Raw genomic sequence first — 16,026 nt, forward strand, 5'->3', positions numbered from 1 at the left:
GGAAAAAGACAAGCCGCTAAAAAGGAGAAAATTTTGATTTTATTGATAGACAACTACGACAGTTTCGTATTCAACGTAGAACAGTATCTACGCGAACTAACTTCCGAAGAAGTGCGCTGCGTGCGCAACGACAAGATCAGCCTGGATGAGATCCGCAGGCTAAATCCGAGCAAAATCGTGCTAAGCCCTGGACCGAAACACCCGCAAGATAGCGGCATTTGCCTAGAGATATTACAAAGCGACATCGCCGCACCTATCCTTGGTATCTGCCTCGGGCATCAGGCGATCGGGCTCGTTTACGATGCCAAAATCAAACGCCTAGAAAAGCCCTATCACGGCAAAACTTCGCTCATAAAAGTTAACCATAAAGAGCCGTTATTTACGGGACTGCCGGATGAATTTGAGGTCATGCGCTACCACTCGCTTTACGTGGACGAGCTACCGTCAAATTTGCAGGCCGCGGCCGTGAGCGAGGACGGCGTAGTGATGGCGCTTAGCGTGAAAGACAGGCCGATTTTCGGCATCCAGTTTCACCCCGAGAGCTACTTCACGCAGTACGGCAAAAAAATCATCGAAAATTTCATCAACTACGAAGCCGCGCCTGCGGCCGAAGTCGCCAAAGAGCCCAAAATCCGCCCGCTCAAGCCGTTTCTAATCAAACTACAAGAAAACGAGCGCTTGGACGACCGCGACTTTGAGCAAATTTGCGAAATCATCGCTAGCAAAGAGTACGAGATCACGCAGCTAGCCGCGCTTTTAGTGCTAATCAGCGAAAAAAGCCTCTATCCGCAAAGCCTAGCAAGCCTGGCTAAAAACATCCTAAAATACTCGCAGACCTACCGCGATCCCTCGCCGATGATCGATCTTTGCGGCACGGGCGGCGACGGTTTTAAAACGATAAATATCTCAACCACCGTCGCGTTTATCCTCGCAAGCCTTGGCGTCAAAGTCGCAAAGCACGGAAACAAAGCCGTTTCTAGCAAATCAGGTAGCTCGGACGTGCTGGAAATTTTGGGCGTTAAGAGTTCAAATTCGCTCCTGCGACAGCGCGAGCTGCTAAACGACAAAAATTTAGCCTTTTTCCACGCGCCGTTTTTCCACCCGCTAGTGGGCGAGGTACGCGAGGTGCGCCAGCGCCTGGGTATCCGCACGGTTTTTAACGTACTTGGCCCGCTACTAAATCCAAATTTAGCGCTCAAAAATCAGCTCGTAGGCGTCTATCATAAGCCCGTTTTGCGCCTCTACGCCGAGACGCTGCAGCTGCTGGGACGCGAGCGCGCGCTGGTCGTTCGCGGCGAGGACGGACTAGACGAGATAAGCCTATGTGATGAAACGCGCGTCGTGGAGCTACGAGGCGGCCAGATCAGCGAGTACAGCATCACGCCCGAGCAGTTTGGCTTCAGACGAGCGTTTCACAGCGAGATCGAGGGCGGCACGCCTGAGCAAAACGCCGAAGCGTTAAAGCAAATTTTAAAAGGCGAGCTGGACGGACCGAAATTTGACATCGTCGTGCTAAACGCGATGTTTGCGCTCTATGCCGCTGGCGTCGCTGATAGTCCAGCGCAGGCCAAAGAGGTCATCTTAGACGCGATAAAAAGCGGCAAAGTTTATCGCTACTTCGAGGACTACGTACGAGGCGAAGCGTGACGCTAGTTAAAATTTGCGGTATCAAAACACCTGCGGAGGCGCGTGACGTGGCGAGTTTGGACGTTGATTTTTTAGGCGCGATATTTGCTAAAAGCAAGCGGCAGGTGAGCGCCCAAACGGCGCGCGAGATAGCGGATATCGCGCATGCGGCCGGCAAAAAATGCGTCGGCGTTTTTGCCGGGCAAAGCGACTGCGAAATAATGGAAATCTGCGAATTTGTCCCGCTTGACGCGGCGCAGATCCACGGAGAGGTTAGCTCAAATTTGTACGCAAATTTAAAGGCGATGGGGCTAGAGGTTTGGCGCGTTTATAGCGTGCTAGACGAGCTGCCCGCCGTCGATACCGCGCCTTGCGATATGCCGCTTTTTGACTGCAAGGGGCAAAACGCCGGCGGCAACGGCATCAGCTTTGATTGGGAAATTTTGCGTGAGGTAAAATTTGACTTCGGTATGGCGGGCGGTATCGGCGAGCATAACGTGCGCGAAGCGATCAAATTTAACCCGCGAGTGCTCGATCTAAACTCAAAAGTCGAGGATGAAAACGGTATAAAATCGGCCCAAAAAATAAAGAAAATTTTAGAGCTGATAAAGGCGTAAATTTGCTTGCGGCGAAGGCAATTTTACGCCTTTGCCGCCTCGTTTAAATAAAGTATGGCATGTTTTAAAATTTCCCGTTTCCCTAACAGACCGATTAACGCGACCTATCCGCGTCCAAAAATAAGCCTAATAAAAACTTAAAATGCTAAAATAGAACGAAAATTTAAAGGATATCGATGAACACTAAAGCATATTTCGGCAAATTCGGCGGACAGTTCGTGCCGGAAACCGTGATGTTCGCACTAGACGAGCTCGAGGCCGCGTTTGATCGCATAGTAAAAACGGCTGAATTTGAGGCCGAGCTAGACGACTTACTAAAAAACTACGTCGGACGCCCAAGCCCGCTATATCACGCAAAACGCCTTAGCTCGCACTACGGGCATGAAATTTATCTAAAACGCGAGGATCTAAATCACACCGGCGCGCATAAGATAAACAACGCCCTAGCCCAGGCGCTTCTAGCCAAAAAAATGGGCAAAAAGAAGGTCTTAGCCGAGACGGGTGCAGGTCAGCACGGCGTGGCGACTGCGACTGCGGCGGCATTGCTCGGCCTTGAGTGCGACGTGTATATGGGCGCGACCGACGTAGAGCGCCAGCAGCTAAACGCATTTCGCATGCAGCTTTTAGGTGCCAGAGTCGTGAGCGTAGAAGAGGGGCTAAAAACGCTAAAAGAGGCCACCACCGCAGCTATCCAAGCGTGGGTAAACGAGATAGAAAGCGCCTTTTACGTCATCGGCTCGGCGGTCGGTCCGCACCCCTATCCTAGGATCGTGCGCGACTTTCAGAGTATCATCGGTCGCGAGACAAAGGCCCAGCTAAAAGAATACGGCGTGCATCCGGACTACGTCATCGCCTGCGTCGGCGGCGGCAGCAATGCGATCGGTATCTTTAGCGCGTTTTTGGACGACGCGGACGTAAATTTGATCGGAGTCGAGGCGGCAGGTCTTGGCGCGCATACGCCATATCACGCCGCAACGCTAACCAAGGGCCGCGCAGGTATCATACACGGCATGAAAACGATCGTTTTACAAGACGAATACGGCATGATCGATCCGGTACATAGCATCTCGGCGGGACTTGATTATCCGGGCGTGGGCCCCGAGCACGCGCACCTGCACGAGAGCAAACGAGCCACCTACTACGGCGTCACCGACGACGAGTGCATAAACGCGCTATATCTAACCAGCCGCCTAGAGGGCATCATCCCCGCGATCGAGAGCTCGCACGCGCTAGCGTATCTAGAAAAGTTATGTCCGAATTTGACGAAAAAAAGCGTCATCGTCGTAAACGTCTCGGGGCGCGGCGACAAAGACATAAACACCGTGATGAGCTACGAGAAAGGAAAAATTTATGGCTAAGGTAAAAGACGCGTTCGCGGGCAAAAAAGCAAACATCGGCTATGTCGTGGCCGGATATCCTAGCGCCAAGGCGACGAAGGAATTTTTATTAAATTTAGACGGCAGCTGCCTGGATCTACTAGAGCTTGGCATCCCCTACTCCGATCCGCTCGCAGACGGTAAGCTCATTGCGCAGGCTAGCTTTGAAACCGCCGCAAAGGGCGTAAACACAGGCGCGATATTTGCCATGCTAGAAGAGTGCAAGGGCAAGATAAATAAACCCGTCGTTTTTCTCGTGTATTTTAACATCGTGTTTGCTTACGGCGTAGAGAGGTTTATCGCCTGCTCAAAAGAGGTCGGTATCGCAGGATTTATCATCCCCGATCTGCCGTTTGAGGAGAGCGAGGAGGTAGCGGGACTGTGCGCTAAATTTGACCTTGATCTCATCCCGCTAATCAGCGTCACGTCGCAAAACAGAGCGGATAAAATTTTAAAATTCGGCTCGGGCTTTATCTATGCGCTCGGCGCTATCGGCGTGAGCGGGTCGCAGCGAGCCAGCGAGGAGAGACTAAAAGCGCTCGTAGAGGGTCTAAAAAAAAGAAGCGATCTGCCTGTCGCGGTGGGCTTTGGCGTGAAAAATAAAAACGACGCAGACGAGGTAAAAACCTATGCCGACGGCGCGATAATCGGCACCGAGATAGTAAAGCTCACGGCCAAATTTAAGGGCGAAGAGCTGATAAAGCAAATCAATAAACTTTTTTAAATTTAGCGGCGTTTGCGTTAAATTTAAGTATAATCAAAAAATTTCGTTTAAAGGACGACGCGATGATGGACGTTGCGGAGCTTGGGATCAAGCATCTGTGCGAGGACACTCTGGGCTACAAGGTAGAGAGCACAAAGAGCGCGAAGGGCGAATTTTACGGCTCGAGCTTGCCGATTTTTAAGGGCAAAGAGGAATTTCACTTTTATCTTTATTTTAAAAAAGATACGCTAAATCGCTTTGCTAGCGTGCTTCTTGGCATCGATAAGCTAGCCGAAGACGAGCTAAGCGATATCTGCAAAGAAGTAGCCAACCTCGCAATCGGCTACGCCAAAAATCTACTAAACGAACGCGAAGCAAACGCCTATAAACTAGGCACTCCGGAGTATCTAGGCAGGACGAGCTTTCACGTCAAACTAGACGACAAGCGCGTATATAAAATCAAAAATAGAACATTTCAAATAGGATATAAAAAGAGATGAGCGAAGAACTACAAGAAGTAACCGCCGTAGAAACGGCGCTGCAAGGGGTTCAGGAGATGTTGCAAGAGCGCGGCGGGCTTTTTAAAAGCTACGACGAGCTGATGGATATCGGAGTGGATTTTATCTCGGAGCTCGGCACCACGACTATTAGCGTAAAGCAGCTTTTAAAGCTCGAAGTTGGCTCTGTAATCGACCTAGAAAAGCCTGCCGGCGAGAGCGTGGAGCTTTTTATAAACAACCGAATTTTCGGCAAGGGCGAAGTGATGGTTTACGAAAAAAACCTCGCTATCAGGATAAATGAAATCCTAGACTCAAAATCCGTCATCCAGTACTTTAAACGAGAGCAGTTATGAGGATTTTCGCCGCGCTTTTACTGTTTTTCGCCGCGCTTTGGGGGTCAAATTTATCTACTTACAACATTTACGAGCGTAGCGACCGCATCGATATTATGCTTAGTTTTGACGCGCCTTATAGCGGAGCGATCCTGCAAGAGCGCAAAGACGGCGCGATAACCCTGCTTTTTAAAGACCTGCAAAACGATCAGAGTATCGAAAAAAGCGTAAACTCAAGCATACTGCAAGAACTTTTGTTTGAACCCAGGGGTCAAAATTTAGCCCTCGTGATAAAGAGTGCGGCCGAGGTGTCCGTTAGCGCGTCGAAGACCACCGACGGCTTTGGCCTGCGCGTGCGAGTAACACCCCAAGCTGCGATAAATTCACCCGCCACGACCGCCATATCCTCGCAAGAAACTAAAGAAAATATAACCGAAGCGTCAAATTTATCAGGCGATCAAAACGCCTCAAATTTGACCTCGTCCGCTCAAGGCGCAGGCCTAAATTTAGCCCCGCAAAGCGGCGACGTAAATTTTATGACGCAGAGTATGAGCGATATGGTAGACTATAGATACTATTCAGTTTTAGGCGTTTTGGCGCTACTTTTACTCGCGCTTTTATTCATCAAAACAAAACTAAAAAACAAGCAAAACGCATTTAAAACAAAGCAAAAAAACGACTGGTTTGAAAAGGTAAAAAAAGACGAAGAGGTGGAGATAATCTACGAAAAACCGCTTGACGGCGTCAATAAAGTCGTGCTTTTTCAGCACCTTGACAGACGCTACCTAGTGCTAACGGGCGCTTCAAACGTACTTTTAGATAAATTCGGCGAAGAAAAGATGACTAGCGAGCAGGACTTCCAGAGCTTTTTTGAAGAAAATCAAAAAAAGCTAAACGCCTACATCGAAAACCGCCAACCTCTGGACGCATATAAAGACAAGGCGAGTATAGACTAATCGTCTAGCGCCTATAAAATTTGATGAAATTTAGCGCATATTTCATCAAATTCTTCCTTCAAATTTTACGCAAAACAGATCGCAAAGGTATCGGGCTTAGTCATCTTTTTGATATTTTCCTTCGCCATAAACAGCTCCTTTGCGCCGTAAATTTGCAAAGTATGGTTTATAAACTCAAACTCAAGCTTTTTATGCGTGCAGTTTACGTCTAGGTTTTTGGCTAAAGCTAGGATAAAACTTAACCAGCGTACGACGCTTTCGCTAGGTAGCAGATCTTTAAACCGCTCAAATTCGCTCGAGCTTTTTTTGCCGTTTTGAGCGATGATTGCGGCTATGAGGCATTTTTGCGCATGCGAAAAGCCATAGTTTAGCGCGTTTAACACAAAAAACGCCGAGCTAGCGTGCTCGCCGTAAAATCCCAAACACTGCGCCACGTCATGCAGCTTAGCCGCGATCGCCAGCTCGTTCTCGTATCGCCCGTCAAGCTCATGCAGCGGCTCTAGCGCGGCAAAAATATCTTTAGCGTATTTTACGATAGTTTTGTTCTCGCCGAGTAAAAATCTATCCTGCAAACTCCTCACGCTCGGGTTAAAATTAGGCGGAAATTTGTGCGTCGGACGCAATATATCGCTTAAAAATACGCCCTCTCTAAAGCCCGCTCCGCTAGTATAGATATTTTGCGCGCCTAAAGCCTCGGCCGCGCTTAAAAAGATGAGCGCACCCTCTCTAATCGTATCGAAGCGATCTTTTTTGATGCCGAATTTCCCAAGTTCCAGTACGCTTGCTTGCGAGATACTCTCGATAAAGTTTTTGTGATTTTGCAGTTTATAAGCAAAATTATGCACCGTTTTTAGAGGATAGTTTTGCGCCGACATTATCGCTGAAGATATCGCGCGCAGGCTGCCGCCGATGGCGACTAGATTTTTGCTTTTGAAATTTTTAGGCAAGCTTTTTAGAGCGTCTTTGATAAACGGCTGCGCGGCGCTTAGATTTTTTTTGTCGAAAAATAGCTCCTTTAGCCGCACCGTGCCTAAATTTAATGACGCGGCGTCTATTATCTTGCCGCCGCTAACAAGCGCTAGCTCCGCTGAGCCTCCGCCGATATCAAGCGTTACAAACTCCTCTAGCGGCTCAAGCAAATTTAGAGCCGCCACGCCGCCGTAAATCGCCTCGTCTTTGCCGCTAACGACCTTTAAATTTAGTCCTAGCTCGCGGTGCACGAGCGATATTAGCTCGCCCGCATTTGGCGCGTCGCGCAGAGCCGAGGTGCCCATAGCAAAGATTTTTGCGCATTTGTAGGCCTTGGCGATATTTTTAAATTCGCTAAAAGCCTCAAAAGCCTTCTGCATAGACCTATCGCCGATCGCGCCGCCGTTTTCGTAAGCGCCCTCGCCAAGGCGCACCTTCATCTTAAACTCGCCCACGACGCTAAAAGCATAACGCGAGCTTTTATCAAATATTACCATTCGCATCGAATTTGAGCCTAAGTCTATGACGGCGGTTCGTTTTGCCATTTATCTGCCTTTGTTTGTTTTATTTATCGGTAGCCGCAAGCTCGAGACAGCGCCGCTACGACCGTCCGTACGGTTTTTGATAGATACGGTTCCGCCTAGAGCCTGCGCCGCGCCCTTGGCCAAAAATAGCCCGAGTCCGGCTCCGCTTTTATCGCCGAAGCGCTTAAACGGCGCAAAAAGATCCTTGCTCTCGTCGATGCCGCAGCCCTCGTCTACGACCTCGATTATAAACTCGCCGTCGTTTAGAAAAGATCGCAGCGTAACGACCGAGCCGGCGGGGGAAAATTTAATCGCATTTTGGACGAAATTTTGGATAACGTGCGTCAAAAGCGTCGTTTGAAGAGTCATTTTTAGGCTAGAGGGCGCAAACTGGGTCGCTATATCCTTGCCTTCGCCGCGGGCTAAAATTTTAAAATTATTCGCCGACTGCCTCAAAAACTCGATGACGTCGGTAGGTACGGCCTCCTCAAACTGCGCGCCCTCCTGCCGCCCGATCTCCAAAATAGATCCGATCATTTTATTCATCTGATCGATGGCTTCGTTGTTATTTTTGAGCGTTTCTATATATTTTTCGCTCTCGCGCAGCTTTATTAGCGTGACTTCGTTTTTGGTTTTCATTACCGCAAGCGGCGTTTTTAACTCGTGCGCGACGCCGACGAATAGCTCCTTTTGATAAAGTACGAAAGTCTGAATCCGCTCGATTAGGCGGTTTAAGCTTTTGCCTAGCGGCTTAAACTCCGGCGGTAGCTCCTCAAGGCTAATCGCCTGCAAAAATCTCTCGTTTAAATTCGTCATTTTTTTGCTTAAAATTTTAATCGGCACCAGTAGCATACGCGACAAAAATAGCGCATAAAAAAGCACCAGCAAAATAGAAGTGGCGTTTACGACGATGATATCGATTAAAATTTGATCTATGAGCTTGCTTTGCTGCGTAGTTTCTTTAGTTAGCGCGATGCTATCGTCCTGAGTATAGGGATAAAATAGGGTCAGATAGCTCTTTTTACCCAGGCTCTCGGTTATAAAATAAGGTGCTTTTGTTTCGCCTTTTACAAGCTTAACGCGCGTAGGACTATCGTTTAGCGTAGAATACTCGAAAGGATTTTTAAGCCTGGCTAAATTTGCGCTCGTAGATAAAATTTTAGCTTCGTAAGCGAGTGATTGGGAGATATTTTCGTAAATCGTAACCTTGATATACTGATATAAAAGGACGGAGATGATGAGAATTAGCATCGTAGAAGCCGATGCTAATTGCGCTATAAACCTAAGTCTTAGGCTTTTTTGGGAAAGCAAAATCTATACCCGCGTCTTCTGACCGTCTCGATAGTCGAGATGTTTAGCGGCTTATCCATTTTTTGGCGGATTTGATTTATCGCTACTTCGATGACGTTTGGAGTTACTAGCTCAGGCTCCTCCCAGATCGCATCTAGCAGTTGCTCTTTGCTAACGATCTGATCGCTGTGACGCGCAAGGTGAGTTAATACTTCAAACGGTTTGCCTTTTAGCTCGATATCTTGGCCTAGATAGGTGATTTTTTCTTCGTCAGGATCAATGATTAGATCGTCTATCTTGATGACGTTAGTGCCGCCAAAACGCAAGCGAGCCTCGATCCTGGCGACCAAGACGTCAAAATCAAACGGCTTTTTGATGTAATCGTCTGCGCCGATTCTAAAGGCTTTTACTTCGCTTTCTTTATCGTCTTTTGCCGATATTACGACGACGGCGGTGCGCGGAGATTTATGTTTTATTATGTTGATTAGATCCACGCCGTCTCCGTCAGGCAGCATCCAGTCGGTTAAAACCAAGTCGTAATTTCTAATACCGATATAATACTCGGCATCCTTGAAATTCTCCGAGCTGTCAGTTTGATAACCAAACTCCTGCAAGCCCTCGGCGATGGTTTTGTTTAGAGTCACCTCATCTTCAACTATTAAAATTCTCATTTTTTTCCTTCTATGAAATTTGACGCGATTGTATCATAAATTAAGCGAAATTTCAAGATAATTTAAAAAAAATTTAATATTTAAACTCAGCCCTTGCGCCTACCGTAGCATTTTTGACGATCTCGATTTTTAAAATTTCCATTTTTAAAAAGCTAAGCGAGCTAAATTTTTCCTTCAACTTTTTCGCGCAAATTTCAAGCGAGCTCTCCACGGTGCCAAATTTCTCCCGCGCGTAAATTTCCTCGATAAAATTTATCATTTCCACGTAGTCTATAAACTCGCCGCTCTCAAATTCCGCGCTTACCCTTACCTTCTGCGGCGTCACGCGCTCAAAATCAAGCAACCCGATGATCGTGCTAAATTCGTAATCTTTGATAATCGTCGTCAAATTACGCGCTTTTCTTGCCCGGTTATCAGGCGTTTGATGTTTGGCAGGTGCTTGTAAACGACCAAAAACGCGATCAAAAATATCGGCGCATAGGAGTCGATGTCAGGAATCTGCGGCTGCAACGCAAAAGTCGCTACGATAAACGCCGCAAGCGCGGCTAGCGAGGCAAGCGATGAGATTTTAAGCAGTTTGCCCACGACAAACCAAACCCCAAGCGCGATAGCGATCTCAAGCGGTAAAAAGACCGCTAAAACGCCCGCTCCCGTGGCTATGCCCTTACCGCCTTCAAATTTCAAAAACGGAGAATAGCAGTGCCCGAGCACCGAAAGTACCGCCATCGCCCAAAGCGTCGCGGGAGCAAGGCCTAAAAATTTCGCGATCAGTATCGGCAAAACGCCCTTTAAAACGTCGCAAACGACGGTTAAAATCGCGATTTTTTTGGCGAGTTTGGGGTCTTTTTGCTTTAGCACGCGCAAGACGTTGGTCGCTCCGATGCTGCCGCTACCTTCGCTTCTGATATTCACTCCGCCAAAGATATAAGCCAAAATCACGCCCGAGGGGATACCGCCTAGCAGGTACGCCGAAGCATAAGCTATCAAATTTTCGTTCATTTTTTATCCTGATTTTTGTTTCGATTTTGTAATATTAATTAAATTCGGCTGATTTTTTGATAAATCGGTTGTTTTAAAGGGCGGCAAATTTGTAAATTTCACTTAGCCAAACCCGCAGCTTTAAGATGCTAAATTGGGGTTGCGAGTTGGATTTATTTGTGTGGAGTTTTAAATGTTAGCATTTTAAAGGTGCGGATCTAGGTGGGTAAAATTTGTAAATTTGACTATAAAAAGTCAAGGCAAAGTATCGCGAGATGGATTTAAGGGCTTTGCTTCCCTTGCGGTCGCAACTGCAAGAAGAAGCGACGTAAAAATTTAGCGAAGATAAGACACGTAGTCTATCGAGCTAAATTTTTACTAGCTCCGTTAGAGACGCTCGCGAGATAAACCGTAAAAATAAGGCGAAGTATTTTTGCGTTTTTACGTCGCGCTTTGCGCTCGTAACGAGACTTCGCTACGAGGATACGAGGCGGATCTAAATTTTACGACGGGAGCTACCTAGTCGGTAGTGACCGAGTAAAATTTAGATCTAACAAAGTATAAACCAAAAAGACGAGCCTTAATCAATAAATCTTTTTGTTAAATTTGCGTACGCATCTATCCTTCGGTCTCTCAAAAACGGCCAAATCCTGCGCACTTCTTCGCTTCTGGTCATATCTATCTCGACGATGCGGCACAGCTCGCTCTGGCTATCGGCGCGGAAAAGCTCCTCGCCCTGCGCGCCGAAAACAAAGCTGTTGCCCCAAAATTTGATCCCGTCCATCACGCCGCTTTCGTCCTTTTCAAAGCCCACGCGGTTCACGGCGATCACTGGTAGGCCGTTTGCGACCGCATGCCCGCGCTGCACGGCGACCCAGGCTTCCAGCTGACGCGATTTTTCCTCCTCCTCGTCGCTATCAAACCAGCCGATCGCGGTCGGATAGATGAGTAGCTTCGCGCCGCGCAGAGCCATGAGGCGCGCAGCTTCGGGATACCACTGATCCCAGCACACCAAAAGCCCGAGCCTGCCTACGCTCGTATCTATGGGCTCAAAGCAGGTGTCGCCCGGAGTAAAGTAAAATTTCTCGTAAAAGCCCGGGTCGTCGGGGATGTGCATTTTGCGGTATTTGCCCGCGACGCTGCCGTCTTTTTCAAAGACGAACGCGGTGTTGTGATACAGTCCGTCCGCGCGCTTTTCAAAGAGCGAAGTGACGAGCACGACGCCGTTTTGCCGCGCTACCTCGCCCCAAAATTTGACGTCGTTTTCCCAACCCTCGGCAAGATCAAAAAACCTCGTCTCCTCGCTCTGACAAAAATACTGCGTCTGGTGCAGCTCCTGAAGTACGACAAGCTGGGCCCCGCCACCGCTAGCTTCGCGCACGAGCTCGAGCGTCCTTTGCACGGTCGCGTCTTTGGTGCCGTGAAATTTTTGTTGGATTAGCGCTACTTTCATATTTTTCCTTACGATTTAAAATTTCAAAATTATATCAAAGCGGGGATAAATTAGGGCTTGAACGATCGGCCGGCAATCTAAATTTTACCGCTCCAGCCGGCTCATAAAATTTGCTTCAGCCTCTCAAGCAAGCCCGCGCAAGAGCTAGAAACGTCCTCGTAGCACCGCTCAAAATCGCGGGTGTAGTACGGATCGGCGATTATTTTACCGCTTGAGGCCTCGCTAAATTCGAGCAGAAATTTTACTTTTTCGTCAAATTTAGCCTCAGCGCCGAATTTACGCTTCAAAGTCCTTAAATTTTCATCGTCCATTATCAAGATAAGATCGCTGTTATCAAAATCTTTTTGCGTTATCAAAGTCGCTTTATGGGGCGTCACGGGCACACCGTTTTGTTTCAAAACCCGCACAGTTTCGTAGTACGGCGGCTCGCCTATCTCGTCCTCGTGAGTGGCGCGCGAGTCGATACTAAGGCGCTCTGCCAGACCCGCATTCTCGCTCAAATTTTGCATAACGGACTGCGCCATAGTCGAGCGGCAGATATTTCCGTGGCAAACGAATAAAATTTTCATATTTTCCCTTTGATTTAGCATTCGCACGAGCTGTTTTGATCGTCGCACGGATCAAGATGCGTCGTGATCTGCCACTCAAACTCGCCGTATTTAGCCCTGATAGCGGCCTCTATCTCGTCTGAAATTTTGTGCGCGTCGTAAAGCGAAATTTCGCGGTTAAAGACTAGATGAACCGCGACGTAGCAGATGTTTGCGCTCTTTCTGGTAGCCAGTCCGTGATAGCTCGTTATCTGCTTGCGCGAGCGGATTATCTCCTCGATTTGCGCCGTTATCTCGGGATCTAGCGCTTTATCAAGCAGCACGCCTACGCTTTCTTTCATCAAATTTATCGCGCTAACGGCGATGTAGCCGCTAATCACTATACCAAAAACGGCGTCTATCGCGGCAAATCCCGTAAATTCGACCAAGATAAGCGAGGCGATAACGACTAGGTTGCTAAAAAGGTCGCTTTTATAGTGCAGCGCGTCGGCTCTAACGATCAAATTTCTCGTGCGGCGAGCGACGCGGGAGAGATAGGCGACCAGTAGCCCCGTAACCGCGACCGATATCGCCATCGCATAGAGCGAAAAAGCCGTATCTACGGGCGCTTGCTCCGTTTGCAGCTTACGCACGCTCTCGTAAAATATAAACGCGCCCGCACCCACGATCAAAACGCCCTCAAACATCGCCGCAAGCGCTTCTAGCTTGGTATAGCCGAAGTTAAATTTAGCATCGGGCGCGGCCTGAGATTTACGGATGGCGAAGAAATTTAGTACGGAAACTAGCAGGTCAAGCATCGAATCGATCGCTGAGCTAAGCACCGCTACCGAACCGCCGATCAAACCCGCGGCAAATTTAACCACAGCTAGTGTAAACGCCGTCGCGCCCGCGACTATCACGGCTCTGCGGCCTAAAATTTCATTTTGCCTTTTTATGTTAGCGTCATTTAGTTGCATTTAGATTTCGCTTTCGCTTCTTGCGCCTAAAAATCTATTCTCCGCTTCACTTCGTTCGCTAGAAACATGCTTCGCTTCGCTCGCACCGCTATACTTGTTTTGACTCGAGCAGTGTAGCGAGCCGTTTTGACGTACGAAAACTAGCGAATCCACGCCGATTATCTTATGGTTAGGCAGCTCCTGCGCTAGCCTTTCAAGCGCGATTTTATCGTTATCGTCGCCATACGTCGGAACGATAACGGCGCCGTTTATAAAGATAAAATTGGCGTATGTGCAGCCAAGCCTCTTGCCGCCGTAAAATTTAGCCTTAGGAAGCGGCAGCGGCACGAGCTTAAAGCCCGTGCTTTCAAGCTCTTTTTTCATCGCATTTAGCTCGCCAAAATGTTCGTCGTTTGGATCGTCGCAAGAGGCGTAGGCGATGGTATCAGGGGCGATAAAGCGCGCCAGAGTATCGACGTGGCTGTCGGTGTCGTCGCCCTTTATAAAGCCGTTTTTAAGCCACGCTACGCGCCGAAGGCCAAAAAGCTCTTTAAGTCGCGCTTCGATCTGATCTTTACTTAGATGAGAGTTGCGGTTGTCGTTTAATAGGCACTTCTCAGTCGTTAGCAGCGTGCCGCGCCCGTTAAAATCGATACTGCCGCCCTCAAGTACGAGTTCGATTTGCCGCAAATCGCTTTTAAAACGCTTAGCTAGCTCCAAATTTACGGCATTATCTTTTGCGCTTTCAAATTTGCCGCCCCAAGCATTAAATTTAAAATCATAGCTGACGATCTTAGCGCCGTCCTCTACGTCGATCATACCGTAGTCGCGTATCCACGTATCATCGGTATCGATTTTTACGAACTCCACGTTATCAAATTTAGCAAATCGCTCCCGAAAAATCCTCTCATTAGGACAGATCAAAACGACCTTTTGAAACGGCACGATAGCTGCGACCAGACTCTCGTAAGCGTCTAAAATTTCATTTAGATACGGCTTCCAGTCGGTGTTTTCGTGCGGAAGCGATAAAAATATCAGCTCTTGTTTTTCCCACTCTGCAAACGCTCTCAAATTCATCCTTTATTTAAATAATTTCTATCAAAATTTAGGGGTTATGATACCTTTTGCAAGCTTAAATTTTAAAATAAATCATACAAAATTAGTTTTAAATTTAGTTTGCTTTCGCTACAATCTCGCGAAATTATCAAAAAGAAGCTAAAAAATTTATGGATTTTGAGTTTATAAAAGAATTTACGCCTATGTTCGTAAAAGCGGGCATTTTCACGGTCAAGCTCTCGCTTTACGGCATCTTACTCTCGATTATTATCGGCATATTTTGCACGCTAGTTAAATTTTACAAGATCAAGGTCCTAACGCCCGCCGTAAACGGCTACATCGAGATTTCTAGAAATACGCCGCTACTCATACAGCTTTTTTTCCTCTACTACGGACTTAGCAAATTCGGGTTAAATTTGAGCGCCTTCACCTGTGCGGTCGCGGGACTTGCGTTTTTGGGCGGCAGCTATATGGCCGAGAGCTTTAGGCTAGGCTTTGAGGCGGTAAAAAAGACGCAGATCGAGGCCGCGCTTAGCGTCGCGCTCACGCAGGGGCAAATTTTACGCTACGTTATCTTGCCTCAGGCCTTTAGCGTCTCGATCCCCGCGGTCGCAGCTAACGTCATCTTTCTCATCAAAGAAACCTCGGTCATCAGCATCATCGCCCTGCCCGATCTAGTCTATGCGACAAAGGATATTATCGGGCTTTACTACATGACCGACGAGGCGCTTTTTATGCTGGTAGTTAGCTATTTGATTATCATTTTGCCGATATCTTTGGTCTTATTTTGGCTTGAAAAAAGGATGAGAGTTGGACGGAGTTAGTATTTTATTCGACCCGCTGGTCTTAAAGCGGCTGATTTTCGAGGGGCTGTGGATGAGCGTGCAGATTTCGGCTATCTCGATCGCCGTCTCTCTCGTTTTGGGCACGTTTTTGGGCGTGGCTATGAGCTCGAAAAACAAATTTATCTTTTTTGCGCTAAAAATTTGCCTCGAAATCGTACGCATAATGCCCCAAATCGTCTGGTTATTTTTGTTTTACTACGGCGCGAGCAAGGCTTTTGGGCTTGATATTTCCAAATTTAACGCCTCGCTCATCGTATTTAGCCTGTGGGGCGTGTTTGAGATGATGGATATCGTGCGCGGCGCGATCGTCTCGATACCGCGGCATCAGTTTGAAAGCGCGGCGGCTCTGGCGCTTAGCAAGGCTCAAATTTATCTTTACGTCGTGATCCCGCTAGCTACGCGCCGCCTAGTGCCCGCGGGCGTAAATTTGCTAAGCCGTATCATCAAAACCACCCCGATCGTCGCCCTCATCGGCGTGCCCGACCTGCTAAAAGTTGGACAGCAAACGATCGAAACGGCGAGTCTAACGGCAAATCCGACCGTGCCGTTTTGGATATACGGCTTTATATTTTTATTATATTTTCTCGTCTGCTATCCTATCTCAAAACTATCCAAGATACTTGAAAACAGATGGGCATAAGGAATCA

18 protein-coding genes are annotated in these 16,026 nt (G+C 47.9%); 9 read left to right on the forward strand and 9 right to left on the reverse strand.

Annotated elements, in window-relative coordinates; translation table 11 throughout:
- Positions 1-33 precede the first annotated feature (33 nt).
- From trpD to RYL88_RS01720, 7 genes are all read left to right on the forward strand, one after another.
- Positions 34-1,647 carry an anthranilate phosphoribosyltransferase gene (trpD, locus tag RYL88_RS01690; RefSeq protein ID WP_314988719.1) on the forward strand — a complete coding sequence of 538 codons (1,614 nt, stop codon included), beginning with the start codon at positions 34-36 and terminating at the stop codon, positions 1,645-1,647.
- Positions 1,644-2,243: a phosphoribosylanthranilate isomerase gene (locus RYL88_RS01695; RefSeq protein ID WP_314988682.1), complete on the forward strand. Its 600-nt coding sequence runs from the start codon at positions 1,644-1,646 to the stop codon at positions 2,241-2,243. Before trpD ends, RYL88_RS01695 begins: the two co-directional genes overlap by 4 nt.
- A 176-nt stretch (positions 2,244-2,419) precedes the next feature.
- Positions 2,420-3,601 (forward strand): tryptophan synthase subunit beta, encoded by a 1,182-nt coding sequence (gene trpB, locus RYL88_RS01700; RefSeq protein ID WP_314988683.1) that lies wholly within the window; start codon positions 2,420-2,422, stop codon positions 3,599-3,601.
- Positions 3,594-4,343, forward strand: a complete 750-nt coding sequence (gene trpA, locus RYL88_RS01705; RefSeq protein ID WP_314988684.1) for a tryptophan synthase subunit alpha — start codon at positions 3,594-3,596, stop codon at positions 4,341-4,343. The genes trpB and trpA overlap by 8 nt, the downstream gene beginning before the upstream one ends.
- Positions 4,344-4,408: 65 nt before the next feature.
- Positions 4,409-4,822 carry a chemotaxis protein CheX gene (locus RYL88_RS01710; protein ID WP_314988720.1) on the forward strand — a complete coding sequence of 138 codons (414 nt, stop codon included), beginning with the start codon at positions 4,409-4,411 and terminating at the stop codon, positions 4,820-4,822.
- Between the two features lie 56 nt (positions 4,823-4,878).
- A complete protein-coding gene (fliN, locus tag RYL88_RS01715; RefSeq protein ID WP_034957998.1) occupies positions 4,879-5,175 on the forward strand; it encodes a flagellar motor switch protein FliN in 297 nt (98 codons plus the stop codon).
- Complete coding sequence (locus RYL88_RS01720; RefSeq protein WP_314988685.1) at positions 5,172-6,110, forward strand: excinuclease ABC subunit A; 939 nt, start codon at positions 5,172-5,174, stop codon at positions 6,108-6,110. Before fliN ends, RYL88_RS01720 begins: the two co-directional genes overlap by 4 nt.
- 65 nt (positions 6,111-6,175) lie before the next feature.
- On the opposite strand, the gene RYL88_RS01725 is transcribed toward RYL88_RS01720, so the two are convergent.
- From RYL88_RS01725 to RYL88_RS01765, 9 genes are all read right to left on the reverse strand, one after another.
- Positions 6,176-7,624, reverse strand: a complete 1,449-nt coding sequence (locus tag RYL88_RS01725) for a Ppx/GppA phosphatase family protein (protein WP_314988687.1) — start codon at positions 7,622-7,624, stop codon at positions 6,176-6,178.
- Complete coding sequence (locus tag RYL88_RS01730) at positions 7,625-8,854, reverse strand: HAMP domain-containing sensor histidine kinase (protein ID WP_314988688.1); 1,230 nt, start codon at positions 8,852-8,854, stop codon at positions 7,625-7,627.
- Between the two features lie 38 nt (positions 8,855-8,892).
- Positions 8,893-9,564 (reverse strand): homeostatic response regulator transcription factor HsrA, encoded by a 672-nt coding sequence (gene hsrA, locus RYL88_RS01735; protein ID WP_297966128.1) that lies wholly within the window; start codon positions 9,562-9,564, stop codon positions 8,893-8,895.
- Between the two features lie 73 nt (positions 9,565-9,637).
- Complete coding sequence (locus tag RYL88_RS01740; RefSeq protein WP_314748442.1) at positions 9,638-9,952, reverse strand: dihydroneopterin aldolase; 315 nt, start codon at positions 9,950-9,952, stop codon at positions 9,638-9,640.
- Positions 9,949-10,563 (reverse strand): glycerol-3-phosphate 1-O-acyltransferase PlsY, encoded by a 615-nt coding sequence (gene plsY / locus RYL88_RS01745; protein ID WP_314988689.1) that lies wholly within the window; start codon positions 10,561-10,563, stop codon positions 9,949-9,951. Before plsY ends, RYL88_RS01740 begins: the two co-directional genes overlap by 4 nt.
- A gap of 559 nt (positions 10,564-11,122) precedes the next feature.
- A complete protein-coding gene (locus RYL88_RS01750; protein WP_314988690.1) occupies positions 11,123-11,995 on the reverse strand; it encodes a carbon-nitrogen hydrolase in 873 nt (290 codons plus the stop codon).
- Positions 11,996-12,096: 101 nt separating this feature from the next.
- Positions 12,097-12,564 carry a low molecular weight protein-tyrosine-phosphatase gene (locus tag RYL88_RS01755; RefSeq protein WP_314988691.1) on the reverse strand — a complete coding sequence of 156 codons (468 nt, stop codon included), beginning with the start codon at positions 12,562-12,564 and terminating at the stop codon, positions 12,097-12,099.
- Positions 12,565-12,578: 14 nt separating this feature from the next.
- Positions 12,579-13,499: a cation diffusion facilitator family transporter gene (locus RYL88_RS01760; RefSeq protein WP_314988692.1), complete on the reverse strand. Its 921-nt coding sequence runs from the start codon at positions 13,497-13,499 to the stop codon at positions 12,579-12,581.
- Positions 13,500-14,549 (reverse strand): agmatine deiminase family protein, encoded by a 1,050-nt coding sequence (locus RYL88_RS01765; RefSeq protein ID WP_314988693.1) that lies wholly within the window; start codon positions 14,547-14,549, stop codon positions 13,500-13,502. It lies immediately after the preceding gene.
- A 155-nt stretch (positions 14,550-14,704) separates the two neighbouring features.
- Between RYL88_RS01765 and RYL88_RS01770 the strand changes: the two genes are divergently transcribed.
- Entirely contained in the window at positions 14,705-15,358 is a 654-nt protein-coding gene (locus RYL88_RS01770) for an amino acid ABC transporter permease (protein WP_314988694.1), read from the forward strand.
- Positions 15,345-16,019, forward strand: coding sequence for an amino acid ABC transporter permease (locus tag RYL88_RS01775; protein ID WP_314988695.1), 675 nt, complete (start codon positions 15,345-15,347; stop codon positions 16,017-16,019). The genes RYL88_RS01770 and RYL88_RS01775 overlap by 14 nt, the downstream gene beginning before the upstream one ends.
- Positions 16,020-16,026: the final 7 nt, after the last annotated feature.

This window comes from uncultured Campylobacter sp., assembly GCF_963517995.1.
Lineage (GTDB): Bacteria > Campylobacterota > Campylobacteria > Campylobacterales > Campylobacteraceae > Campylobacter_A.